The organism is Rhizobium sp. AC27/96, assembly GCF_001692325.1.
Classification (GTDB): Bacteria; Pseudomonadota; Alphaproteobacteria; order Rhizobiales; family Rhizobiaceae; genus Rhizobium.
In genome coordinates this window covers 81,986-105,087 of sequence record NZ_LXKN01000010.1, presented here as the reverse complement: position 1 = coordinate 105,087, position 23,102 = coordinate 81,986, and the positions used below count along the sequence as shown (strand labels likewise).

Below are 23,102 nucleotides of genomic sequence, written 5' to 3'. Positions count from 1 at the left end.
ATGAGGGGCCAATCCGTCGATATGCTACTGGTTTGCGCGCGCCTACATGCACTCAATCAAAATCGATCGCATGCAGCTGGCTGCCGTGGCGCTTCAGCCAGGCCTTGGCTTCGTCCATGTCCGGGCAGAGCTTGCGGCAGAGCGCCCAGAAGCGCGGGCCGTGGTTCATTTCGCGCAAATGCGCGACCTCATGGGCGGCGAGATAGTCGATCACCAGTGGCGGCGCCATGACGATGCGCCAGGAGAAACTGAGGTTTCCCTGCGACGAGCAGGAGCCCCAGCGGCTGCGGGTATCCTTCATGGTGATGGAAGAGACCGTGGCGCGGATTGCTCCGGCGTGCACCGCCACGAGCTTTTCCAGATCGGCGCGCGCTTCCTTCTTCAGGAACGTCGCGATGCGGCGGCCGGCATGTTCGGGCAGGCCGCTGACGCGCAACACCGGCAGGCCATCCACGGTCACCACTTCGGTCAGGCCGCGCACGGTGCCGGTATGCTCGATCCGGTGGCGCACGCCGCGCAGAAGGATTTCGCTGCCGCTGCGCAGGCCGCTATCCGTGGTGAATTTGGCCAGCTTGGTCAGAAGCCAGCCCTGATGCCGGTCGAGAAAGGCATTGACCTCACGGGCGGCAAGACCGCGCGGAATGGTCATCTTCAGCGCCCGGCCGCCGGGCTCGATCCTGAGCGTGATCCGCGTCGCCTGCTCATGCTGGCGAATGGTCAAGGGCATCAGACGGCCAGCAATGTCCAAGGTGCGCGTTTCCGGCGCGGGCGGCTTGGCTGGAGATCTTCGTGATCGGGATAGAAGCGGAAACATGGAAGCAGTTTTATACGATTCGGGATGATATCGGGCAAAGAAAAACCGGCACCTGATGATGCCGGTTTCGATTAATTATATTGAAGGCCTAGAGGTCACGGCGTCTGGAATTCCGTTGCCGGGCCGCCATTGTTGTCGTTGCGCTTGACGCTGTTGCGCTCACGCATGAAGCGGTCGAACTCATCCTGGTCCTTGGCGCGGCGCAGCTCGCGGACATAGCCGTCGAAGTCGGCGCGCATCTCGTCGAGCTTGCGGCGTTCCTCCTCAAGGCGTTCAAGTTCGGCCTTGCGCCAGTCGTCGAAGGCGACGTTGCCGGTGGAGAAAGAGTGACGGTTGCGGCCGCGACGACGGCCACAGCCGGCAAACACGCCGTCGGCCCTTTCATTCACATCCCGTTTGAAATCCCGCAGACGTTCCCCGAAGAGAATATACGCGAGCATGGCAAAGCCGAGGGGCCAAAAGACCACGAAGCCAAGGACCATGAGGGCAATGGTAGCCGGAGTCCAATCCGGGCGAAGCAATGCAGATTGGTTCATCGTAAGGTGTCCTCGCACGGCGCATCGCCCCCTCGACCGACACCGATCGATGGTAAGGGTTCTGCGCGGTTTTTAAATCTCTACAGCATCTCAGCGCGTTCAAAGGACGCGCGGCGCGGTAAACGGCCCGATCATCTGCGGTACCGCTGGAATCGAGATGGTAACCTCTTCGTGAGCCTTCAATGGCATCTTCAGGCGAAATCCGACAAGTGCTTGAATCCGCGCGGATAATTCAACAAAAGCTAATAGTTTGCGCTGCTGGAGCGGCTCGATGCGTTGTCGAGCCGCCAAGTCGCTGTATCTATTAGATTTTCCGTGACCTCAGGCGGATTTACCGCCCTTGATCACCCGTTTGACGACCGGACGGCCGGTGCGGGCATGCTCGCGGGCGAAGGCGAGGATGCGCGGCGCGATCTCGCGGCGGAAACGCGAGCCGTTGAAGACGCCGTAGTGGCCGACATCGGGCTGCAGATAGTGCATGCGCATATGATCGGGGATATTGGTGCAGATGGTCTGCGCCGCCTGCGTCTGGCCGACGCCGGAAATATCGTCGTTCTCGCCTTCGACGGTCAGCAGCGCGACGTTACGGATGGCGGAGGGATCAACGAGCTGGCCGCGATGCATGAGCTCGCCCTTGGGCAGCGCGTGCTTGATGAATACCTGATCAACCGTCTGCAGATAGAATTCCGCCGTCAGATCCATGACAGCCAGATATTCGTCATAGAAATCGCGGTGCTTCTCGGCCGGCTCGCCGTCATTCTTGACGAGATGCACGAAGAAATCCTTCTGCGCGATCATATGCCGGTCAAGGTTCATCGACATGAAGCCGGAAAGCTGCAGGAAGCCGGGATAGACCGGACGCAGGAAGCCCGGCTGCGGCCAGGGCACGTTCATGACGACGTTATCGGCAAACCATTCCAGCGGCTTGTCCTTGGCGAGCTGGTTGACCGCCGTCGGATTGATGCGCGTGTCGATCGGACCGCCCATCAGCGTCATCGATGCGGGCGACAGCGGATCGCCGGCTGCTTCCATCACGGCGGCAGCGGCCAAAACCGGCACCGACGGCTGGCAGACGGCAACGACATGCGTGTCCGGACCGAGATGGTGCAGCATCTCGATGACGTAATCGATATAGTCTTCCAGATCGAAGGTGCCCTCGGTCATCGGCACCATGCGAGCATCGATCCAGTCGGTGATGTAGACATCGGCGCCCGGCAGAAGGGCTTCCACGGTGCCGCGCAGCAGCGTTGCATAGTGGCCGGACATCGGCGCAACGATCAGGATGCGGGGATCGGCTGTATGACCGGCAGGCAGGCTGCGCTCGAAACGGATGAGATTGCAGAACGGCTTCTTCCAGACGATCTTCTCGTGCACCGAGACCGGCTTGCCCTCGATCTGCGTCTCGTGAAGGCCGAATTCCGGCTTGCCGTAGCGCCTGGTGGTGCGCTCGAACACTTCGAGGCTTGCCGTCAGCGTGCGCCCGAGCATGGTGTGCGACAGCGGATTAAGCGGGTTGGCATAGGCCAGGCGCATCATGTCGGCCGCAGCGCGAAAAGGTGCGAGAGCGGCATGATTGAGTTCGTAAAACTGATAAAACATGGGGGCGTTACCTTTCGAAATGCGGGCACGCGTACTCGCAAATCACATGATTTTCAAAACCTACGCGCCTCGCGTATCGCTGCCTTCATTGCAACGCTCCTCCAGTTGCGCTGCGCAGCGGAATGATCACGGCTCCTCGGCGCGATAGTCATTCTTTAAGCTCTTACTATCCAGCCTAGCAGTTTTTGCTGCAGAGCAACATAAATACTGATGGCTCTACCTATAAAAAACGCCGGAGAATCGCTTCTCCGGCATCAAGAATGATCTCAAAAGGTTAAAGTTCCTGAGCCCGAGGCCTCAGGCATCGGCCTGGAAAGTCTGGCGCTGGGAGCCGAGGCCTTCCATGCCAAGCTCGACGACATCGCCCGGCTTCAGATATTGCGGCGGCTTCATGCCCATGCCGACGCCCGGAGGCGTGCCGGTGGAGATGACGTCGCCCGGATGCAGCGACATGAACTGGCTGAGGTAGGAGACGAGGAAGGCGACGCCATAGACCATAGTCTTGGTGGAACCGTTCTGCATCGTCTTGCCGTTGACCTTCAGCCACATGCCGAGGTTCTGCGGATCGGCAACCTCGTCCTTGGTGACGAGCCAGGGGCCGATCGGGCCGAAAGTGTCGCAGGACTTGCCCTTGGTCCACTGGCCCGAACGCTCGGTCTGGAAGGCGCGCTCGGACACGTCGTGGGAGACGCAGTAACCGGCGACATAATCGAGAGCGTCGGCTTCGCTGACGTATTTCGCCGTCTTGCCGATGACAACGCCGAGCTCGACTTCCCAATCGGTCTTTTCAGAACCGCGCGGGATCAACACATTGTCGTTCGGGCCGACGATGGCCGAGGTCGCCTTCATGAAGATGATCGGCTCCGGCGGCACGGTGGCGCCGGTTTCGGCGGCGTGGTCGGAGAAGTTCAGGCCGATGCAGATGAATTTGCCGGTGTCGGCAACGCAGGCGCCGAGGCGGCCTTCCGCCAATTCCGGCAGGCTCTTCGGATCGAGCGCTGCGATCTTCGCAAGGCCTGCGGGCGAAATCGCCTCGCCACCGATGTCGGCGACATGGGCCGAGAGATCGCGGATCTTGCCATCACTATCCAGAAGCGCCGGCTTTTCCTTGCCGACTTCGCCAACACGCAACAATTTCATGGATTTTCCTTCCCTGCATTTCCAAAGATGAGATTGTTTCCACCATATATGAACGAATTATTCACCAGTGTCACCAATCGATTTCGAAGAGCATAGCATGCCTTGGCTTGCGGCACCGGAACAACAGTGTTTCTAGGATTGATGTAATGACCTGGCGATTTCGACGATAACCTCAAACGCCGTGTCGATATCCGCGGCCGTTGCCTCGAACTGTCCGGCCTGAAAGCGAATGACCAGACGACCGGCAACGCGGGTCTGCGTCAGATAGATGCGGCCATCATTGTTGATCGCGGCGATGACGCGCTGGGTGTGGCTTTCCTGATCGATGCCGGCGGGTGCCTTGTGATCGAACGAAAACAGCGACAGGAAAGGCTCGGTGACGATCTCGAAATCGGGTTCGGCCGCCAGGCGCTTAGCCAGATTCTGGGACCAGGTAACATGGTTGCGGATCATCGCCCGCAGTCCTTCCAGCCCGTGATAACGCAGCAGGAACCAGAGCTTCAGCGCCCGGAAGCGGCGGCCGAGCGGCACGGACCATTCGGAATAGTTGATGATGCCGTCATGACCGTGCGTACGCAGATATTCGGGCTGGATGGCCAGCGTGCGCACCAGCGTTTCCGGCTCGCGCACGAACTGGACGGAGCAATCGAACTGCGCGCCGAGCCATTTATGCGGGTTGAAGACAACGGAATCGGCGCGTTCCACACCCTGCCAAAGTTCGCGGAATTCCGGGCAGATCATCGCCGAACCCGCCCAGGCGGCATCGACATGCACGTAGAGCCCGTTTGCGTGGGCGACATCGACGACGGCGGCAATGTCGTCACAGGCACCGACGCTGGTGCCGCCGACGCAGGCGACGACGCCGGCCGGCAGCAGTCCAGCAGCGCGATCACGCTCTATGGCGGCGGCAAGTGCCTGTGGATCCATGGCCTTGTTGGGACCGCCGGAGGGGATGCGCACCAGGTTCTCCGCGCCGACGCCGGAGATCCAGATGGCGCGGTCGATCGAGGTGTGGACCTGATCGGTGGAGTAGATGCGCACTGCCTTGTTGACCGCGAGACCGCGGCTGTTGCCCTGCCAGTCCAGCGCCCTCTCGCGCATAACCAGAACAGCGGCAAGGGTTGCGGTCGAGGCGGAATCCTGGATGACGCCGGTGAAGCTCTCGGGAAGGCCGAGGGCCTGGCGCAGCCAATCGACAACCTTCGTCTCCAGCTCGGTGGCGGAGGGCGAGGTCTGCCAGAGCATGCATTGGGCGGCGATGGCGCTGACCAGATATTCGGCGACGACGGAAACCGGGGCGGCATTGGCAGGAAAATAGGCGAAGAAACGCGGATGCTGCCAATGCGTCATGCCGGGCACGAGGATATCCTCAAAATCCTTGAAGATATCCTCCATGGCTTCGCCCGATTCCGGTGGGGAATCCGCGATGTGCGCCGCTATTTCGCCAGGGGCCGTCCTTGGTCGCACCGGCCTGTCGCGAAGCGAGGCGCGATAGTCCGCACCCCAATTTGCCGCCTTCTCCGACCACTGCCGGAACTCCTCCCAATTCATGACGGTCCTCCCTCTTCCATCAAAGCGAGGTGGACCTTAGACGGGTTTTGGAAGGTGGTCGAGTATCAGAACACCTCGTCCAGCGCCGGCCCGAGCGGCACGATGCCAGTGGGGTTGAGCGTTGATATGGAGTAGTAGCCGCGCTTGATATGGTCGAAATTCACAGTCTCGGCAATGCCCGGCCAATCGAGCATGCGCCGGCAGAAAGACTGAAGATTGGCGTAGTCCGACAGACGCCGGAGATTGCATTTGAAAAGGCCGTGATAGGCCAGATCGAAGCGGACGAGCGTGACGAACAGCCTGATATCACTTTCGGTGGGATTGGTGGCGAAGAGAAAGTCCTTGCCTTCCAACTGAGCTTCCACCCAATCGAGGCAGTCGAACACCTCGCGAAACGCTTCCTCATAGGCAATCTGTGTCGTCGCGAAACCGGTGCGATAGACGCCATTGTTGAGGGCTGGGTATATCCGCGCATTGAAGCTGTCGATATCCCCGCGCTTTTCAGCCGGGTAGAGATCGATGTTGTTGCGGGCGAGATCGCCGAAACCATCATTCAGCATGCGCAGAATGTCCGATGACTCATTGTTGACGATCGTGCCGGCCTGCTTATCCCACAGGACCGGCACCGTCGCCCGGCCGGTGAAAAGCGGATCGGCCTTCGTGTAAATCTCGTGCATGTAGGTGGCGCCGTTGATCGGGTCATCCGTCGCGCCGGGATAGTCGCCGAAGCGCCAACCCTGCTTGGATAGCGCCGGCTCGACGATGTAAACGGAGATCACCTCTTCCAGACCCTTCAGCTTGCGGCCGATCAGCGTGCGCGACGCCCAGGGGCAGATCAGCGCGACATAGAGATGATACCGGCCAGCCTCTGCCTTGAAGCCAGTCTCGCCTGTCGGGCCCGGTCGGCCATCGGGCGTCACCCAATTGCGAAAACTGGATGTCTGGCGAACGAAGCCGCCCTTTTCATCCTTGGCCTGGACCGGCTGCCAGTCTTCTGTCCATTTTCCGTTTACCAGCAAGGTTCCATCTCCGAACGCGCGCGTTTCTTCATGGCGACAGCATAGCGGAATAGAATTCTGCCGGAATAACGTAAACTTGAAACAGACTGTCTACCTGGCGCGTGAAGATGCCTCTATGTATGAAAACCTGCGTTTCATGATCAAGTTCCCCGGAGCATCCCATGGCAAAATCCGTTTCCACCGTCAGAACCGATCACGCCAGTCGCTACCTGCAGCAGCTCTGCAAGCACTGGAGCCATCGATTTGAGGTGGAATTCAACGAAGCCGCGGGCAAGGTGCCTTTCAGCCCGGAGTCATCTCTGGGATTGGCAGCAAACGCCACCAGCCTGATCATGACGTTGACCGTCGAGAAACCCGAAGATCTCGAACGCATGCAGGCTGTCGTCGCCGACCATCTCAAGCGCTTTGCCTTCCGAGAAGAGCTCGACATCGCCTGGACCGCCGATGCGGCCAACCCATAGGTTCCTCATCTCCATATTTATCGCCAGCCCGCCTTCCGTTTCCCGGCAATCTACAGCTGGCTCCCTCCGAAGGAAAGAAGCCCCATGACCTCAAGCAATAACCGCGAATCGCAATATCCGATCGACAAGCTCTTTCTCGATCGCTGGTCGCCCCGCGCCTTTACCGACGAGGCGATCCCGGAAGCGGATCTTCTGACCATTCTGGAAGCAGCCCACTGGGCGCCGTCGGCCTCGAACCTGCAGCCCTGGCGTTTTCTCTACGCGCTGCGCGGCTCGGAGCATTGGGAGAAGTTCCTCAGCGTGCTGGTCGAGTTCAACCAAGGCTGGGTGAAATCCGCATCCGCGCTGCTTTTCGTCATCTCCCGCACCCATAATGGCGAGCTTGGCTCCGCGGAGCAGAAGCCCAGCTACAGCCATTCGTTCGATGCCGGAAGCGCCTGGGGCTTCCTGGCAATCCAGGCACATCTAGCCGGCTACGAAGCACACGGCATGACTGGTTTCCATGTCGAGAAGTCCTATGAGGTTCTCGGTATCCCGGATGGTTTCCGCGTCGAAGCCGCTGTCGCAATCGGTAAGGTCGGCGACAAGAACCTGCTTCCGGAAAAGCTGCGCGAGCGTGAAGTACCGAGCCAGCGCAAGCCGCTTTCGGAACTCGCCTTCAACGGCACGTTCATCGCCAAGTGATTGATAGAAAAGCAAAAGGCCCGCCGAAAGTTTCGGCGGGCCTTTTTCATGTCGAAGAAAATAATCAGATGTCGAGATTGGCGACGTTCAGGGCATTGTCCTGAATGAACTCGCGCCGGGGCTCGACTTCATCGCCCATGAGCCGGGCAAACAAGCCGTCGGCATCGGTCGCATCCGGAACCTTGACCTGCAGCAGCGAGCGTACGTTCGGATCAAGCGTCGTTTCCCAGAGCTGTTCGGCATTCATCTCGCCAAGGCCCTTGTAGCGCTGCATGGTAAGACCCTTGCGGCCGACGGCGAAAATCGTTTCCAGCAGCTTGCGCGGTCCGGAAATCTCGGTCTGTCCATCGCGGCGCATGAGCTTCGGCGGCAGATCATAGGTTTCCTTTAGCCGGGCGCCGAGCTGGTCGATGAGGCGCGCATCCTGCGAGCCAATCAGCGCCATGTCGAGGGAAACGACTTCCTTGACGCCGCGCACCACGCGCTCGAAGCGCAAACCGCCCTCGCCGGTCACGGCACCGCTCCAGCCGCGTTCGGTTTCCTCGGCGATGATATCGAGCCGCTTGGCGACGTCATCAACGAGAACCGCGGCCCTGTTCGGGTCGCTGACCACCTCGGCATTGAGCGCACCGGCGATTGCCGCCTGCTCCACGACATCGCGGTTGTAGCGCGAATGCAGATTGTCGATCAGCGTGCGCAGGCGCAGCGCGTCGTAGATAACCTCGCGCAGATCCTGGCCGGCACGTACTTCGCCGTTGCCCAGGTGCAGGCTGGCATCATCGAGGCCTTGCCCGATCAGATATTCTTCCAGCGCCTTCTCGTCCTTCAGATACTGCACCGACTTGCCGCGCGTCACCTTATAGAGCGGCGGCTGGGCGATGTAGAGATGGCCGCGCTCGATGAGATCGGGCATCTGGCGGAAGAAGAAGGTCAGCAGCAGGGTGCGGATATGGGCGCCGTCGACGTCGGCGTCCGTCATGATGATGATCTTGTGGTAGCGCAGCTTGTCGGCGTTGAATTCGTCCTTGCCGATGCCGGTGCCAAGCGCGGTGATCAGCGTGCCGATTTCCTGGCTCGACAGCATCTTGTCGAAACGGGCGCGCTCGACGTTGAGGATCTTGCCGCGCAGCGGCAGGATAGCCTGGTTTTCGCGCGAACGGCCCTGCTTGGCGGAACCACCGGCCGAATCACCTTCGACGAGGAAGACTTCGGACTTGGCGGGATCGCGCTCGGAGCAGTCGGCCAGCTTGCCGGGCAGCGAGGCGATGTCGAGTGCGCCCTTGCGCCGGGTCAACTCACGCGCCTTGCGGGCAGCTTCGCGGGCGGCAGCGGCTTCGACGACCTTGCCCACCAGCACCTTTGCATCGGTCGGATGCTCCTCGAGCCAGGTGCCGAGCGCTTCGTTGACGAGGCTTTCGACCACCGGGCGGACTTCGGAGGAAACCAGCTTGTCCTTGGTCTGCGAGGAAAATTTCGGATCGGGAACCTTGACCGACAGAACCGCCGTCAGACCTTCGCGGCAGTCATCACCCGTCAGCGTCACCTTTTCCTTCTTGGTGATGCCGGATGATTCGCCGTAGGAGGTGATCTGGCGCGTCAGTGCGGCGCGGAAGCCGGCCATATGCGTGCCGCCGTCGCGCTGCGGGATGTTGTTGGTGAAGCAGAGCACGTTTTCGTGGTAGCTGTCGTTCCACCACATGGCGACTTCGACGGTGATACCGTCCTTCTCGCTGCGGATCGACACCGGCTTTTGAACCAGAGGCTTCTTGGCGCGGTCGAGATAGGAAACGAAAGCTTCCAGACCGCCGTCATAGAGCATCTCTTCCTGCTTGATGTCGGAATGACGCTTGTCGGTCAAAAGGATGCGCACACCGGAATTCAGAAAGGCCAGCTCGCGCAGGCGATGCTCCAGCGTGCCGTAATCGAACTCGATCATGGTGAAGGTTTCGGAGCTCGGCATGAAGCTGACTTCGGTGCCAGTCTCATTGCCGGCATCACCGGTTTGCTTCAGCGGTGCATCGGCCACGCCATGGGTGAAGCTCATTTCATGGATCTGGCCCTGGCGGCGGATCTTCAGCCTCAACCAGACGGACAGAGCGTTGACGACGGAAACACCGACGCCATGCAGACCGCCTGACACCTTGTAGGAATTCTGGTCGAACTTACCGCCGGCGTGAAGCTGGGTCATGATGACCTCGGCCGCGGAAACGCCTTCGCCTGTATGGATATCGGTCGGGATGCCACGGCCGTTGTCGGTAACGGTCACCGAGCCATCGGGATTAAGCGTCACCGTGACGATATCGGCGTGACCAGCCAGCGCTTCGTCGATGGCATTGTCGACGACTTCGTAGACCATGTGATGCAGGCCCGAGCCGTCATCCGTATCACCGATATACATCCCGGGACGCTTGCGCACGGCGTCAAGGCCCTTGAGAACCTTGATGCTGTCTGCGCCATATTCGGCGCTGCCGCCGTTTTCGGTTATATCGGTCATTTTATTGAAGTCTTTCCAGTGTTTAGAGAATCTCGCCGATTGCTGCCGAATCAGCGGTTTTTCTTGCCCTGAATATAGGATGTTTCACCCCGAACTTCCAAACGGAAGGCCCCGAAATCAGGTATAAAACAGGGGATTACGGCGCTTTTCAGCCTGATTTTCCGCCATTTTCGAGAAGCTGGGATAGCTCTTTGATGGTGGCGGCGTCAAGATTGCGAATCTTGCCCGCCAACCGGTTGACGAAAGCCGTATATTCGGGCGCCAGTCCCGATGTATCGACGACGATACGCGGGTCGGAAAAGCGCGCCACCAGAAACAATTCCTCGGCTTCATCCCAGATGATGTTGAAATATCCGGCGATGCGCTGCAGGAGATCGAAGGTCGGCGTGCCGCGCTTTCCGTGTTCTAAGGCGGATAAATAAGCCGGCGACACATTGAGCGCCGCCGCCATTTCCTTTTGCGAGACGCCCTTGCGCAATCTCAGTTTTCGCACCGCTTCGCCGAAAGGGGTCAAGGTCTGTCCCCCTTTGGCCGGGACAGCCGAATATAGAGCGCACCGTCGCCGCCGTGATGTTGCGCCGCCGTCTCGTAGGAAGAAATCAGGAAGCGGAACTCCGGCTTGGAAAACCAGAGCGGCACGGCACGCTTGAGTGCGCCCTCGCTGCCCATGGAGCTGCCCTTGCCCGTTATGACGAGTACATGGCGAAGTCCTCGCCCATGAGCGCGCAGAAGGAAATCCAGAAGCATGCCATGCGCCTCGCTCTGGATGAGGCCGTGAAGGTCGATGCGAGCTTCCAGCGCCAATCGCCCCTTGGCAATCTTGCGTTTGACCGGACGCTCCAGTTGATGATGCTTACCGGAAGGCTGCTTTGCAGGTGTCGTCGCGTTTTGCGTCTCGGCAGGCGCCGCAGCCGTTGCCGATTTAGCCGCGCGTGCCTTTTCCTCGCTCTCCGCTTCAGCCGCCAATGCGGCTTCGAAGGCTTCCATATCGGCCATGCGGCCGGGCATCGGCCGGGCGCTTTTTGCGACCCTGCCCCAAAGGATGCGGTCCTCCGTGCTGAGCTTGCGCTCCTTGTCCTTTCGTTCCGGGGCCATCAGCCAAACCTCTGCGCCGCCGCCTTTGGAATGAGTATATAAAAATCGGCGTCATTGCGCACGGTGCCGGCAAGCTCACCGGCGTCATAGCCCGAGCCGGTAAAAATATCCCCGCGGGCCGGCCCGACGATCGCCGAACCAGTATCGAGCGCCAGCATCAACCTGGCGAACGGCCTGCCGTCGTCGAGATGGGTCAGGCTTTCCGAACGAATGAACAAAGGAAAGCCGAACGTATGGATCAGTCGGTCCACCGCCAGCGAACGGCCTGATACCAGTGGCACCTTAGCGGCCGCGATCGGACCCAGGCTCTCGTCACTGACATCGGCCTCGCGGAAGAAAATATAGGATCGGTTGTGTGCGAGGACTTCGTCGACCTCTTGCGGGTGCGCATAGAGCCAGTCGCGAATCGTCTGCATGGAAATCGTCGCCCGATCGAGCAAGCCACGGTCGATCAGCAAGCGGCCGACCGCGGAGAAGGGATGGCCGGCCTTGGCGGCATAGGTGATGCGACCCAGGCGTCCATCGGGATAGCGCAGCCTGGCGGCGCCCTGCACATGCACAAAGAAGACATCGACCCTCGATTTCGCCCAGGCGATCTCCAGACCTTTGCCGTCCAGATAGCCGCGATCGATCTCGCCGCGATCGGGATAGGCCGAGACGACGCCATCGCGAAGCAGTCCGAACATGTAAGACGGATCGAGTTCGGCGGGCCGGTTGCCATCATCCAGATCGATCAGATCATCCGGGCGGCGATAGAAAGGATAGCGATAGGTCTCGTCCCGGGCACTTGAAACCTCGATTTCCGGCTCGAAAAACGCCGTGACGAAACCATTGCCTCCATCGCCGCGGCGGATGAAGAAGGGCTGACAGTGCTCTTCGAAGAAGGCCCGCGCCTCGGCGGCGTCTTGCGGCTCGCGATCTTCGGCGGCATCAAGCAGCGCCAGGAGATCATTGCTGGTTAGCCCGACCACACCGGTGCGATAGGGCTTCAGGTCACGGACATGGGTCCGACAGTCCTTCATTGCACGAAAAAGGCTGGAAGGATCATCATCCTCCCAGCCCTTCAGATCGGCGAAGGTTGCCGGCTCCAGCCTGAATTGCTGCGATGGGCTCGTCATTGTTCGGATTCGGTCGCCACAAGTTTCCAGTTCGGATCGCGCGAGCGCGTATCGCGGGAAAAGGTCCAGAGATCGCTGATCTCCGCAACGGTCTCCGCATCGCCATCGATCAGCGTATCGGCCTTGTCGTAGGTTGCCGAAATCATCTGGCTGACGAGGCGCATGGTGACGAAAACTTCCGTTCCCTTCATCTCGGCGCTGAGCATGTCGGCCTTGTCGATGCCGACGAAGGTCGATTTGATTTTCTCGCCCTTGGCCTCGCGGTCCGCAATGGCTGCATCGAAGCCATCATAGACTTCCCGCGACAGAAGCCCCTTCAGGGCCTTGCGGTCGCCATCGGCAAAAGCCATGACGATCATTTCGTAGGCCATGCGGGCGCCATTGACGAATTCCTTCGGATTGAAGGAGGGGTCGGCCTTGTTCACTTCGCGCAGCGAATCATTCAGTGGCGTGCCTGCTGGCGTGAAGGCGTCGATGGCGGCAAAACGATCTTCCTCTTCAGTCGCATCGCGACGCGGCAGGGTCACCACCTTGCCGGCATCCGGCGCCGTCTGACCATTTGCCGCATCGGTGGGGCTATAAAGATCGCGCGGCGGCTTCTCATTCCCCGTGCGGCGGCCAAGGACGCTGCGCAACTGAAAGAAGATCAGCACCGCTGCCACCAGGAAAAAGATCGTCACAAAGTCGTTTGCACCCATCTCGTATCGGAACCACCGTTAAAATTAAAGTTTCAATCCCCATATAGTCCGCATCGATCTATCATTCAAATAGCGGACCAGTTTCTTTATTATGCGTGATCAACTAACGATCATGCCGAGAAACCCGCATTCAGGACCAGGGTACCATGCGCCTATCACTTCTTCCTATCTTCGTTTTTCTGATGCCGCTGGCGGAAATCGCCGGCTTTATCGTTGTCGGAAAGATGGTTGGCGTCTGGGCGACGCTGGGATTGGTGATCCTTAGCGCCATCCTCGGTGCGGCGCTCCTGAGAATTCAGGGCGTGGGTATTCTGCAGCGCATCTCGACCGAGAGCCGCAATGGCGGCGATCCGGGCCGTGAGATGGTGCATGGCGCCATGATCGTGATTGCAGCCTTCTTCCTGATGCTGCCGGGCTTCATCTCAGACATTATCGGGCTGTTGCTGTTCATCCCCGCGGTCCGGGACATTGCCTGGAGAATCCTTCGCAACCGTATTGTCGTCGTCGGCAATTCCCGCGCTTTTCGTCGCGGGCCGGGACCGGGCAACGGTCCGCAGGCTCAGCCGCGCAACAAGGGAACGGTGGTCGATCTCGACGAAACCGATTTCCATCGCGAACCCAAGCGCAACTCACCCTGGTCCGACCAGAAGCGGCTCGAGGACTAGCGCGGCGGCCAAAAAGCGCCGGGGCATAAGGGTTGTAAGCCCTAATTCGAAATGCTAGATGGCGACACCCATTGACGTGAGAGGACACCCCCATGGCCAACGAGACCAACGGCAACGGCGCTGCCAGCCCGAGCCTCAGCATCCTTGCTCAGTACACCAAGGATCTTTCCTTCGAAAATCCGGGTGCGCCGCGCTCGCTTCAGGCCCGGGAAAATGCTCCGGACATCAATATCAATGTCAACGTCAACGCCAATCCGCTGTCGGATTCGGATTTCGACGTCGTGCTGACGCTGAATGCCGAAGCCAAGGATGGCGATCGCGTTCTCTTCCACACCGAACTGGTTTATGGCGGCGTCTTCCGCGTTACCGGCTTCCCGCAGGAACACATGCTGCCGCTGCTCTTCATCGAGTGCCCGCGCCTGCTCTTCCCGTTTGCCCGTCAGATCATTGCCGACATCACCCGCAATGGCGGCTTCCCGCCGCTGATGATCGACCCGATCGATTTTGCGCAGATGTTCACGCAGCGCATGGCTGAAGAACAGACCCGCGCCCAGGTTTCGGCTGTTCCGAACTAAGCTTTGCTTCTTTCCATTCCTGGAAACGAAAAAGCCCGGATCAACGTCCGGGCATTTTCTTTTGGGTGCCTTCAGATATCCCTATTCGGACATGCGATATTTGGACCAGATTCCCTTCGCGCCGAGCTTGGCAACCAGTGCCGCATGGGCCGCCGCCTCTTCTTCGCTGACCCTGCCCGGAAGAGGATCGGGCCGCACGAAGATATCGGCGACGACTTCCTCAGAATCGTCATTCTGACGGGAACGCGCCGATGAACCGTTGCTGCTGCCGAGACCGAGCGCAGTCTGCCGGCCGCCGATCATCTCGATATAGACTTCGGCAAGCAGTTCGGAGTCGAGCAGCGCGCCGTGCCGAGTGCGGTGGGAGTTGTCGATGCCGTAGCGCCGGCAAAGCGCATCCAGCGAGTTCGGCCCCATCGGATGCTTGCGGCGCGCCATGGCCAGCGTGTCGATCACCATATCGGGCAGGATCGGCGGCCGTCCCAGCCGCGCGAACTCGGCATTGACGAAGCCCATGTCGAAGGTGGCGTTATGCGCGATCCACTTGGCGCCGGTGAAAAATTCCAAGATCTGATCCGCAACATCGGCAAAGGGCGGCTTGTCCTTCAGCGACTCGTCGGTAATGCCGTGCACGGCGAGCGCATCCGGATGAACCTTGCGGTCACCTGGATTGATGTAGAGGTGCAGCGTGTTGCCTGTCGGGAAATGGTTGATGAGCTCGATGCCGCCGATTTCGATGATGCGGTCAGCCCTGTTGTCGAGCCCGGTGGTTTCCGTATCGAAAATGATCTCGCGCATCAGGGCTCTCCGCTTTCGGGTTCATCGGCTTTCGGCTGGCGCCGCAGGTCCGCTATGATCTCTTTCACCTGTTCGCGGGCCGCATCGATGCTGCCGCCGGTATCGATGATGTAATCGGCACGTGCCCGCTTTTCCGCATCCGGCGTCTGGCGGGAGAGAATCATCTCGAATTTCTGCTCCGTCATGCCCGGCCGGGCAAGCACCCTCTGCCTCTGAATCTGTGGATCGCAGCTGACGACGACGATCTTGTCCACCCTTTTGTCGCCACCGGTCTCGAACAGCAGCGGAATATCGAGCACCACCATATCGGCGCCGGCTTGCCGCTGAGTTCCGAGAAACGAACGCTCGCGCTCGCGAACCAGCGGATGGACGATGACTTCCAGCCGCTTGAAGCCGGAGGGATCGGTGGCGAGCTTTCGGCCAAGCTCCTGCCGGTCGACCACTCCGTCCCTGGTCGATCCCGGGAAAGCCGCTTCTACGAGGGCAACGGCTTCGCCGCTGTAGAGATCATGCACCACCGCATCGGAATCATTTACCGGGATGCCGGCTTCGGCAAACAGCTTTGCCGAGGTCGATTTTCCCATCCCGATCGATCCGGTGAGGCCGATTTTGATCATTTGTGTTTATCCATGTCGGCGACGATCAAGGCCCTCAGGGCTTCATCGACGACCGGGCGTTTCCCGAACCACTTTTCGAAACCCGGCACGGCCTGATGCAGCAGCATGCCAAGACCATCGACGATGGCAAAACCCTGCTCTTCGGCCTGCGCCAGAAGCGGCGTCTTCAGCGGCACATAGACAATGTCGGTAACGACAGCCCCTTTCACAAGAGGCGAAAAATCGATGTGCGGGGCCGCTTCGCCATCCATGCCGAGCGAAGTGGTGTTGATGAAGAGGCCGGCGCCCTGCATGACTTCGCCAAGTGCAGCCATCGGATGCGCGTGAACCCGCTCACCGAAGCGATCGGCAAGTTCCTGTGCGCGGGCGACGGTGCGGTTGACGACATGGATTTCCTTGAAACCACGATCGCGGACGGCCTGGATGATGGCGCGGCTGGCGCCGCCCGCCCCGAGGATCACCGCCCGGCCACTGCGATCCCAACCGGGATGACGCTCATCGAGATTGGCCGTGAAACCCCGGCCATCGGTATTGGTCGCGTGAAGTAGCCCATCCTCAAGCCACAGGGTGTTGGATGCGCCGAGCTCTTTCGACAGTTCATCCGGCCGATCCGCCGATTTGAACGCCAGTTCCTTGTGCGGGATGGTCACGTTGCCGCCGACAAAGCCGTTGGTGCCATCCTTGAGCGAGGTGATGAAGGCCGGAAAATCCTCCACGGAAACTTCATGCGCGCGGTAGCTGCCGGCAAGGCCGAGCTGATGGAGCCAATGACCATGGATCAGCGGCGAGCGGGAGTGCTTGACCGGATAGCCCGTGACGAAGGCTTTCGGAGCCAATGTTTCACGTGAATCATCCATCGATCGCCCCCAATTCCCGCAGCTGCTGAAGGAGCGGCAGCATCGGCAGCCCCACAATAGTAAAGTAATCGCCCTCGATTTTGGAGAAGAGTTGGATACCCTCCCCCTCCAACTGATAGGCGCCAACGCTCGACAACACCTTCTCGCCGACCCGGCTCAAATGCCGATGAATGAAATCGGGCGAGAGTTCCCGCACCGTCAGCTCGGCGTGTGACACGTGCTCCCAGATGATATCGCCGTTCCGCGCAAGCGCGATGGCGCTGTTCAGGCGATGGGTTTTACCCGACAACGTCCCCAAGTGATTTTCGGCATCGGCCATGGACGTCGGCTTGTGGAAGACCTGGGCACCAAGCGACATAGTCTGATCCGAGCCGATGACGAGCGAGCCGGGAAAACGGTCGCTCACTTCTTTGGCCTTGGCCTTGGCCAGCACCAGCGCCACAGCATCGGGGCTGGCACCATTGCGCTCCAATGGCGCCTCGATCGCGCGCTCATCGACATTGGCTGGAATCGCTTGAAAATGCAGCCCTGCATTCTCCATCAGCATCCGCCGAAACGGGCTGGACGATGCAAGGATAAGGGGCACGGTCATGACGGCTGCCTCCGAAATAATGGTGTGCAGCGCTTAGCGCAGCTTGGGGCGCAGGGCAACAATGGCGGCGGCAGTCTCTTCGATCGAGCGGCGCGTGACATCGATGATCGGCCAATTATGCCGCGCACAGAGTGAGCGGGCATATTTCAGCTCTTCCGAGATGGCGGCGCGATCGGTGTAATCACCGCGATCGAAGCCAGGGGTCGTGCCGAGAATGCGGTTTTCGCGCACTTGCGATATGCGATCCGTCGTTGCCACCAGACCTACGATCAATGGCTTCGTCGCCCTGGCCAGGCTTTCCGGCAGGGGCACGCCTGACACGATCGGAATGTTGGCGGTCTTGATGCCACGATTTGCCAGATAGATGCTGGTCGGCGTTTTCGAGGTTCGGCTGATGCCGATGATGACGACATCGGCATCGTCGTAGTCATCCGGCATCTGCCCATCATCATGATCCATGGTGAAGTTCAGGGCTTCGATGCGGGCAAAGTAGTCAGCATTCATCACATGCTGCGCCCCGACCCGCCGGCGCGACGCCGTGCCGAGATAGGTCTGAAAGACATTCATGACCGGCTCAAGAACGTTGACACAGGGCACACCCATCTCCCGGCAACGTTCATCGATGAAATCCGCGAGCTCGCGATCGACGATCGTATAGAGGACAATGCCCGGGCTATGATCGATCGCTTCCAAAACCGGCAGGAGCTGCTTGCGATTCCGAATCAGCGGATAGACGTGCTCGATCGGCTGTGTGGCATGGAATTGAACGGAAGCAGCGCGCCCGGCAGAGATCAGAGTCTCTCCCGTTGAGTCAGAAATCAGGTGCAGATGAAAGAAGCTTGTTCGGTTTTCCACGCTACTTTCCATCACCTGTTGATATCCCGGGACAAAACAGAGGTACGAGAACCGGCCTCTCCTGGGCAAGTGGAAAACTGCCGAGTTTTCCACATTTGGGGTTTTCGTGGGGAGCCTTCAGCGAGGCCTGTGGGCAATGTGGACAACATGAAGTAGGCCGGACAGGTCCCCATCTTATCCCCAGATACCGCTGGCAGAAGATTCCCGGCAAGCCTCTCAAAAGATTGAATAATCAATTCTGTTTTCCACATATCCTCGAAGCAGCATCGATATGATTGCACGATTGGCGATAGAGGCGCGACAAATTGGACAGGCTCTGGATGAGTTTTAATCCTTGATAGTCACCGACTCTAAGAAATAGAAACCTTTAGATATATGTTTGTTTTTATATAGGACGACGTCATTGACCGATGAACGCCGGAAGATCTTACGGGTGCTAAGCGGAGAAGCGCTAAGCCCACCCCCCCTCTGGCTGATGCGTCAGGCTGGGCGCTATCTGCCCGAATATCGGGAGACACGAGCCAAGGCAGGAAGCTTTCTCGATCTCTGTTATTCACCTGATCATGCGGTGGAAGTGACGCTGCAGCCGATCCGTCGTTATGGCTTCGATGCGGCCATTCTCTTTTCCGACATCCTCGTCATCCCCGACGCATTGAAGCGGAATGTTCGCTTCACCGAGGGACATGGTCCCGAGATGGATCCGATCGATGAGGCGGGCATCCTGGCTTTGAAGCCTGAGGGCGTGATTGAATACCTTGCGCCTGTCATGGAGACGGTCCGGAGGTTGCGGCGGGAGCTGCCCGCCGAAACGACCCTTCTCGGCTTCTGTGGCGCGCCCTGGACCGTTGCGACCTATATGATTGCCGGTCACGGCACTCCCGACCAGGCCCCTGCCCGCTTGTTCGCCTATCGTTATCCGAAGGCATTCGAACATCTGCTGATGTTGCTCGCCGATATCTCCGCCGCTTACCTGGTAGCGCAGATCGATGCGGGCGCCGACGCGGTGCAGATTTTCGATTCCTGGGCCGGCGTGCTCGGCGAGAGGGAATTCGAGGCATTTGCCGTCAAACCCGTCGCCAGAATGATCGCCTCCGTGAAGGCGCAACGGTCGAATGCGCGGATCATCGCCTTCGCCAAGGGTGCGGGCTATCAGCTGAAGACCTACCGCCAGAAGACCGGTGCCGATGCGATCGGCTTGGATTGGTCGGTGCCGCTGGCTTTCGCGCGGGAACTGCAGCAGGAGGGCCCTGTGCAGGGCAACCTCGATCCGATGCGGGTCGTTGCCGGCGGAAAATCACTGGAGGACGGGATCGACGATATCCTGCAGCATCTCGGCAATGGTCCGCTGATTTTCAATCTTGGACACGGGATCACGCCGCAAGCAGACCCGGCCAATGTCGCAGCGCTCGTCGAGCGCGTTCGGGGATGGAGAGGCAGATGACGATCGAGAAACAGACGGATGCCGCACCCGGCAAAAAGGCGGGAATGCGCGCCTATTTCATGATCCTGATATTCGCCGCGCTGGCCATAGGCCTGTTTGCCTGGCATCCGGCCGATCTCTATCTCTGGATCAAGGCGCTCCACATCATCGCGGTGATTTCCTGGATGGCCGGCATGCTCTATCTGCCGCGGCTTTTCGTCTATCACACCGATGCCGAGCCGGGGTCGCAGCAATCCGAAACCTTCAAGGTGATGGAACGGCGCCTGCTGCGGTACATCATAACGCCGGCGATGATTTTAACCTGGATATTCGGGCTTTATCTCGCCTGGTCGGTCTATGATTTCCACGGCGGCTGGCTGCATGCGAAGATCGGGCTCGTTGTCCTGATGTCGGCTGTTCATGGCCATTTCAGCAGTGCGGCGCGCGCTTTTGCCCGCGATGAAAACAAGCGTTCGGCGCGCTATTGGCGCATGATGAACGAGGTGCCGACGCTGTTGATGATCGTGATTGTCATACTCGTTGTCGTGAAACCGTTTGCGTGAGACGAGGCTTTTTTAGCGGTGACGTTAAATTTCCTTCATTTTGCCTGCCCCCCTTGCGGGCCATAGACTGAATCGCTATTTTCCCGCCATCTCTTCTTCGTGGCATGTATCCATTCTGTCTCCCGCGAACGCCCCTATCGCGGTTCTGAATACGAGCAACATTGCCTTTCCCCTCCTAAAAAATGAGTAACTCCCTTCATGGCTGAAATGAAGCTTCAAGAACTGAAAAACAAATCCCCGACCGACCTCCTGGCCTTTGCCGAGTCGCTCGAGGTCGAAAACGCCAGCACGATGCGCAAACAGGAATTGATGTTTGCGATCTTGAAGGTGCTCGCAAGCCAGGACGTAGAAATCATCGGCGAGGGCGTCGTCGAAGTTCTGCAGGACGGCTTCGGTTTCCTTCGCTCCGCCAATGCCAACTACCTTCCCGGCCCGGACGACATCTACATTTCTCCCTCCCAGATCCGCCGCTTCTCCCTGAAGACGGGCGACACGGTCGAGGGACCGATCCGTGGTCCGAAGGAAGGCGAGCGTTATTTCGCGCTGCTGAAAGTCAACACCATCAATTTCGACGATCCGGAAAAGATCCGTCACAAGGTTCACTTCGACAATCTGACGCCACTCTATCCGAATGAGCGTTTCCGAATGGAGCTCGACGTCCCGACGTCGAAGGATCTTTCGCCGCGCGTCATCGATCTGGTCGCGCCGCTCGGCAAGGGCCAGCGCGGCCTGATCGTTGCGCCGCCGCGTACCGGCAAGACCGTTCTCTTGCAGAACATCGCGCATTCGATCACCGCCAATCATCCCGATTGCTACCTGATCGTTCTCCTGATCGACGAACGCCCGGAAGAAGTGACCGACATGCAGCGCTCCGTGCGCGGCGAAGTCATCTCTTCGACCTTCGACGAACCGGCCGTGCGCCACGTTCAGGTTGCCGAAATGGTTATCGAGAAGGCCAAGCGTCTGGTCGAACATGGCCGCGACGTTGTCATCCTGCTCGATTCGATCACTCGCCTCGGCCGCGCCTACAACACCGTTGTTCCCTCCTCCGGTAAGGTTCTCACAGGCGGTGTCGACGCCAACGCCCTGCAGCGCCCGAAGCGCTTCTTCGGTGCCGCCCGTAACATCGAAGAGGGTGGCTCGCTGACGATCATTGCGACTGCGTTGATCGATACCGGCAGCCGCATGGACGAAGTGATCTTCGAAGAATTCAAGGGCACCGGTAACTCGGAAATCGTGCTCGACCGCAAGGTCGCCGACAAGCGCATCTTCCCGGCCATGGATATCCTCAAGTCCGGTACGCGTAAGGAAGACCTGCTGGTTCCGCGTCAGGATCTGCAGAAGATCTTCGTTCTGCGCCGCATCCTTGCGCCGATGGGCACGACCGACGCGATCGAATTCCTGATCGACAAGCTGAAGCAGACGAAGACCAACCCGGATTTCTTCGAGTCGATGAATACCTAATTCATGGGCTGAATTCGCCGGCTGTCATTTCGATGACGGTTCGCGATATGGTACGATCGGGTCGCCCTGTGCGGCCCGATTTTCATTTGGGGAGTACGAAGGCTCCCCGCGCAATTGGCGATCGATTCGGAAGCGGATCAATTTATGCACGCGACAAACAAAACGATCTACGCTCTCTCGAGTGGGAGCCTTCCGGCCGGTGTGGGGGTGGTTCGCATCAGCGGCGCCGCGGCTTTGACCGTCGCTGAATCAGTGGCAGGCGCTTTACCGCCGGCGCGACATGCAGCCCTTAAACCGATTCGGACTCGTAACGGTCTTCTTATCGACCGTGGGCTCGTCCTCATATTTCCGGGTCCAGCCTCTTTCACGGGCGAGGATTGTGTCGAGATCCACGTTCATGGCGGCAAGGCGGTCGTTGCTGCACTGCTGGCGGAGCTTGCTACCTTTGATGATTGCCGCCTCGCTGAACATGGTGAATTCACAAGACGTGCCATGGAAAACGGCAGGATGGATCTTGTAGAAGTCGAAGGCCTTGCCGATCTCATCAGCGCGGAAACGGAGATGCAGCGGCGGCTCGCCATGGAGCATGCGGCCGGCGGTCTCTCGGATCTCTATGATGGCTGGGCTGATCGCCTCACTCATGCAAGGGCGCTGATCGAGGCCGAACTTGATTTTGCCGATGAGGATGATGTTCCGGGCTCAGTGTCGGACCTGGTGTGGAAGGATATGGAACGGCTCCGTTCCGAACTATCGGACCATCTGGCCGGAGCCGATTTCGGTGAAATCATCAGGGATGGCTTGAAGGTGGTTATTGCCGGCCCACCAAACGCCGGCAAATCGAGCCTGATGAATATACTGGCGAAACGTGAAGTGGCGATCGTAACGGATGTCGCTGGAACGACCAGAGATGTTCTGCATGTCGACCTCAATATTGAGGGCTATGCCGTCAAGCTGTACGATACAGCCGGGTTGCGCGAAACGGAGGAGCGTATCGAACGGGAAGGAATTCGCCGCGCGCTCAAAACGGTTGCCGATGCTGATCTGGTTCTGTCCCTTGCCGAAATCGGCCGGCCCGCTCAGAGAGACTTTCCCGACTTCACCGGTGATGTCCTGACGATCGGGACGAAGTCCGATATTCATGATGACGGTGGCGAAGGTGACTACGACCTGCTGGTTTCATCGGAGACCGGATCGGGATTGGCGATGCTTCATCAATGCCTGCTGAAGAACCTGCAGGATCGCTCGGCGTCCTTGTCCCTCGCCTTGCCAAGCCGATTGCGCCATCGGGGGTTGCTCTCGGAGAGCCTGGAGGCCCTGGATGCCGCGGTAGGTTCAGCAGGCCACGGTCTCGACATAAGGGCGGAATATCTACGGCAAAGCGCAAACAGCCTGGGCCGTATTACCGGGCGGGTCGATGTCGAGGATTTGCTCGATGTTATCTTCTCGGAATTCTGCATCGGCAAATGATTCACGTGAAACACGGGCAA

Annotated in this window: 24 protein-coding genes; 8 read left to right on the top strand and 16 right to left on the bottom strand. The window is 59.3% G+C overall.

What is annotated here, in order from left to right:
• Window positions 1-52: 52 nt before the first annotated feature.
• The 6 genes from A6U86_RS10845 to A6U86_RS10815 form a co-directional block, all read right to left on the bottom strand.
• A complete protein-coding gene (locus A6U86_RS10845; protein WP_068390446.1) occupies window positions 53-814 on the bottom strand; it encodes a M48 family metallopeptidase in 762 nt (253 codons plus the stop codon).
• Between the two features lie 95 nt (window positions 815-909).
• The gene (locus A6U86_RS10840) at window positions 910-1,350 is read right to left on the bottom strand and encodes a DUF2852 domain-containing protein (RefSeq protein WP_068390441.1); all 441 of its coding nucleotides are present in this window, start codon (window positions 1,348-1,350) and stop codon (window positions 910-912) included.
• A gap of 321 nt (window positions 1,351-1,671) precedes the next feature.
• On the bottom strand, window positions 1,672-2,949 hold the full coding sequence (locus A6U86_RS10830) for a polyhydroxyalkanoate depolymerase (RefSeq protein ID WP_068390436.1): 1,278 nt from the start codon (window positions 2,947-2,949) through the stop codon (window positions 1,672-1,674).
• A 297-nt stretch (window positions 2,950-3,246) separates the two neighbouring features.
• Window positions 3,247-4,089 carry a fumarylacetoacetate hydrolase family protein gene (locus tag A6U86_RS10825; protein WP_068390433.1) on the bottom strand — a complete coding sequence of 281 codons (843 nt, stop codon included), beginning with the start codon at window positions 4,087-4,089 and terminating at the stop codon, window positions 3,247-3,249.
• 132 nt (window positions 4,090-4,221) lie between these two features.
• Window positions 4,222-5,640 (bottom strand): pyridoxal-dependent decarboxylase, encoded by a 1,419-nt coding sequence (locus A6U86_RS10820; protein ID WP_068390429.1) that lies wholly within the window; start codon window positions 5,638-5,640, stop codon window positions 4,222-4,224.
• 65 nt (window positions 5,641-5,705) lie between these two features.
• Window positions 5,706-6,659, bottom strand: coding sequence for a glutathione S-transferase family protein (locus A6U86_RS10815; RefSeq protein ID WP_068390426.1), 954 nt, complete (start codon window positions 6,657-6,659; stop codon window positions 5,706-5,708).
• A gap of 161 nt (window positions 6,660-6,820) precedes the next feature.
• Between A6U86_RS10815 and A6U86_RS10810 the strand changes: the two genes are divergently transcribed.
• Together A6U86_RS10810 and A6U86_RS10805 are read left to right on the top strand one after the other, a co-directional pair.
• Window positions 6,821-7,120, top strand: coding sequence for a DUF2218 domain-containing protein (locus A6U86_RS10810; RefSeq protein WP_068390423.1), 300 nt, complete (start codon window positions 6,821-6,823; stop codon window positions 7,118-7,120).
• 84 nt (window positions 7,121-7,204) lie between these two features.
• Window positions 7,205-7,804, top strand: a complete 600-nt coding sequence (locus A6U86_RS10805) for a nitroreductase family protein (RefSeq protein WP_068390420.1) — start codon at window positions 7,205-7,207, stop codon at window positions 7,802-7,804.
• Between the two features lie 64 nt (window positions 7,805-7,868).
• Here the strand turns inward: A6U86_RS10805 and gyrB are convergent, their stop codons facing one another.
• The 5 genes from gyrB to A6U86_RS10780 all read right to left on the bottom strand — a co-directional run bounded on the left by gyrB (window position 7,869) and on the right by A6U86_RS10780 (window position 13,209).
• The gene (gene gyrB, locus A6U86_RS10800) at window positions 7,869-10,298 is read right to left on the bottom strand and encodes a DNA topoisomerase (ATP-hydrolyzing) subunit B (protein ID WP_068390417.1); all 2,430 of its coding nucleotides are present in this window, start codon (window positions 10,296-10,298) and stop codon (window positions 7,869-7,871) included.
• 148 nt (window positions 10,299-10,446) lie between these two features.
• Entirely contained in the window at window positions 10,447-10,812 is a 366-nt protein-coding gene (locus tag A6U86_RS10795; RefSeq protein ID WP_068390414.1) for a helix-turn-helix domain-containing protein, read from the bottom strand.
• The gene (locus A6U86_RS10790; RefSeq protein WP_068390412.1) at window positions 10,809-11,393 is read right to left on the bottom strand and encodes a Smr/MutS family protein; all 585 of its coding nucleotides are present in this window, start codon (window positions 11,391-11,393) and stop codon (window positions 10,809-10,811) included. Before A6U86_RS10790 ends, A6U86_RS10795 begins: the two co-directional genes overlap by 4 nt.
• The gene (locus A6U86_RS10785; protein ID WP_068390405.1) at window positions 11,393-12,511 is read right to left on the bottom strand and encodes a murein transglycosylase A; all 1,119 of its coding nucleotides are present in this window, start codon (window positions 12,509-12,511) and stop codon (window positions 11,393-11,395) included. Before A6U86_RS10785 ends, A6U86_RS10790 begins: the two co-directional genes overlap by 1 nt.
• Window positions 12,508-13,209 carry a Tim44/TimA family putative adaptor protein gene (locus A6U86_RS10780; RefSeq protein ID WP_068390402.1) on the bottom strand — a complete coding sequence of 234 codons (702 nt, stop codon included), beginning with the start codon at window positions 13,207-13,209 and terminating at the stop codon, window positions 12,508-12,510. The genes A6U86_RS10785 and A6U86_RS10780 overlap by 4 nt, the downstream gene beginning before the upstream one ends.
• A gap of 146 nt (window positions 13,210-13,355) precedes the next feature.
• Here A6U86_RS10780 and A6U86_RS10775 point away from each other — a divergent pair, with 146 nt between their 5' ends.
• Window positions 13,356-13,874 carry an FxsA family protein gene (locus A6U86_RS10775; protein WP_068390399.1) on the top strand — a complete coding sequence of 173 codons (519 nt, stop codon included), beginning with the start codon at window positions 13,356-13,358 and terminating at the stop codon, window positions 13,872-13,874.
• A gap of 92 nt (window positions 13,875-13,966) precedes the next feature.
• A complete protein-coding gene (gene secB, locus A6U86_RS10770; protein ID WP_068390396.1) occupies window positions 13,967-14,449 on the top strand; it encodes a protein-export chaperone SecB in 483 nt (160 codons plus the stop codon).
• An 81-nt stretch (window positions 14,450-14,530) separates the two neighbouring features.
• Here the strand turns inward: secB and dnaQ are convergent, their stop codons facing one another.
• The 5 genes from dnaQ to A6U86_RS10745 are packed head-to-tail and all read right to left on the bottom strand — an operon-like array spanning window position 14,531 to window position 18,168.
• Window positions 14,531-15,247 (bottom strand): DNA polymerase III subunit epsilon, encoded by a 717-nt coding sequence (gene dnaQ, locus A6U86_RS10765; protein ID WP_068390393.1) that lies wholly within the window; start codon window positions 15,245-15,247, stop codon window positions 14,531-14,533.
• On the bottom strand, window positions 15,247-15,864 hold the full coding sequence (gene coaE, locus A6U86_RS10760; protein ID WP_068390390.1) for a dephospho-CoA kinase: 618 nt from the start codon (window positions 15,862-15,864) through the stop codon (window positions 15,247-15,249). Before coaE ends, dnaQ begins: the two co-directional genes overlap by 1 nt.
• Entirely contained in the window at window positions 15,861-16,721 is an 861-nt protein-coding gene (locus tag A6U86_RS10755) for a shikimate dehydrogenase (RefSeq protein ID WP_068390387.1), read from the bottom strand. The genes coaE and A6U86_RS10755 overlap by 4 nt, the downstream gene beginning before the upstream one ends.
• The gene (locus A6U86_RS10750) at window positions 16,714-17,313 is read right to left on the bottom strand and encodes a Maf-like protein (RefSeq protein WP_068390384.1); all 600 of its coding nucleotides are present in this window, start codon (window positions 17,311-17,313) and stop codon (window positions 16,714-16,716) included. Before A6U86_RS10750 ends, A6U86_RS10755 begins: the two co-directional genes overlap by 8 nt.
• 33 nt (window positions 17,314-17,346) lie before the next feature.
• Window positions 17,347-18,168, bottom strand: coding sequence for a pyruvate, water dikinase regulatory protein (locus A6U86_RS10745; protein WP_068390558.1), 822 nt, complete (start codon window positions 18,166-18,168; stop codon window positions 17,347-17,349).
• A gap of 403 nt (window positions 18,169-18,571) precedes the next feature.
• Between A6U86_RS10745 and hemE the strand changes: the two genes are divergently transcribed.
• The 4 genes from hemE (at window position 18,572) to mnmE (ending at window position 23,082) form a co-directional block, all read left to right on the top strand.
• Window positions 18,572-19,609, top strand: coding sequence for a uroporphyrinogen decarboxylase (gene hemE, locus A6U86_RS10740; RefSeq protein WP_068390381.1), 1,038 nt, complete (start codon window positions 18,572-18,574; stop codon window positions 19,607-19,609).
• Entirely contained in the window at window positions 19,606-20,151 is a 546-nt protein-coding gene (hemJ, locus tag A6U86_RS10735) for a protoporphyrinogen oxidase HemJ (protein WP_174072765.1), read from the top strand. Before hemE ends, hemJ begins: the two co-directional genes overlap by 4 nt.
• 198 nt (window positions 20,152-20,349) lie before the next feature.
• Window positions 20,350-21,615 carry a transcription termination factor Rho gene (gene rho, locus A6U86_RS10730; protein ID WP_136686704.1) on the top strand — a complete coding sequence of 422 codons (1,266 nt, stop codon included), beginning with the start codon at window positions 20,350-20,352 and terminating at the stop codon, window positions 21,613-21,615.
• Window positions 21,616-21,759: 144 nt separating this feature from the next.
• Window positions 21,760-23,082 (top strand): tRNA uridine-5-carboxymethylaminomethyl(34) synthesis GTPase MnmE, encoded by a 1,323-nt coding sequence (mnmE, locus tag A6U86_RS10725; protein ID WP_068390554.1) that lies wholly within the window; start codon window positions 21,760-21,762, stop codon window positions 23,080-23,082.
• Window positions 23,083-23,102: the final 20 nt, after the last annotated feature.

Coding starts and splice junctions, on each gene's coding strand:
- A6U86_RS10845 (WP_068390446.1), bottom strand. CDS start 814: ATGTTTCCGCTTCTATCCCGATCACGAAGATCTCCAGCCAAGCCGCCC.
- A6U86_RS10840 (WP_068390441.1), bottom strand. CDS start 1,350: ATGAACCAATCTGCATTGCTTCGCCCGGATTGGACTCCGGCTACCATT.
- A6U86_RS10830 (WP_068390436.1), bottom strand. CDS start 2,949: ATGTTTTATCAGTTTTACGAACTCAATCATGCCGCTCTCGCACCTTTT.
- A6U86_RS10825 (WP_068390433.1), bottom strand. CDS start 4,089: ATGAAATTGTTGCGTGTTGGCGAAGTCGGCAAGGAAAAGCCGGCGCTT.
- A6U86_RS10820 (WP_068390429.1), bottom strand. CDS start 5,640: ATGAATTGGGAGGAGTTCCGGCAGTGGTCGGAGAAGGCGGCAAATTGG.
- A6U86_RS10810 (WP_068390423.1), top strand. CDS start 6,821: ATGGCAAAATCCGTTTCCACCGTCAGAACCGATCACGCCAGTCGCTAC.
- A6U86_RS10805 (WP_068390420.1), top strand. CDS start 7,205: ATGACCTCAAGCAATAACCGCGAATCGCAATATCCGATCGACAAGCTC.
- gyrB (WP_068390417.1), bottom strand. CDS start 10,298: ATGACCGATATAACCGAAAACGGCGGCAGCGCCGAATATGGCGCAGAC.
- A6U86_RS10790 (WP_068390412.1), bottom strand. CDS start 11,393: ATGGCCCCGGAACGAAAGGACAAGGAGCGCAAGCTCAGCACGGAGGAC.
- A6U86_RS10785 (WP_068390405.1), bottom strand. CDS start 12,511: ATGACGAGCCCATCGCAGCAATTCAGGCTGGAGCCGGCAACCTTCGCC.
- A6U86_RS10780 (WP_068390402.1), bottom strand. CDS start 13,209: ATGGGTGCAAACGACTTTGTGACGATCTTTTTCCTGGTGGCAGCGGTG.
- A6U86_RS10775 (WP_068390399.1), top strand. CDS start 13,356: ATGCGCCTATCACTTCTTCCTATCTTCGTTTTTCTGATGCCGCTGGCG.
- secB (WP_068390396.1), top strand. CDS start 13,967: ATGGCCAACGAGACCAACGGCAACGGCGCTGCCAGCCCGAGCCTCAGC.
- dnaQ (WP_068390393.1), bottom strand. CDS start 15,247: ATGCGCGAGATCATTTTCGATACGGAAACCACCGGGCTCGACAACAGG.
- coaE (WP_068390390.1), bottom strand. CDS start 15,864: ATGATCAAAATCGGCCTCACCGGATCGATCGGGATGGGAAAATCGACC.
- A6U86_RS10755 (WP_068390387.1), bottom strand. CDS start 16,721: ATGGATGATTCACGTGAAACATTGGCTCCGAAAGCCTTCGTCACGGGC.
- A6U86_RS10750 (WP_068390384.1), bottom strand. CDS start 17,313: ATGACCGTGCCCCTTATCCTTGCATCGTCCAGCCCGTTTCGGCGGATG.
- hemJ (WP_174072765.1), top strand. CDS start 19,606: ATGACGATCGAGAAACAGACGGATGCCGCACCCGGCAAAAAGGCGGGA.
- rho (WP_136686704.1), top strand. CDS start 20,350: ATGGCTGAAATGAAGCTTCAAGAACTGAAAAACAAATCCCCGACCGAC.
- mnmE (WP_068390554.1), top strand. CDS start 21,760: ATGCACGCGACAAACAAAACGATCTACGCTCTCTCGAGTGGGAGCCTT.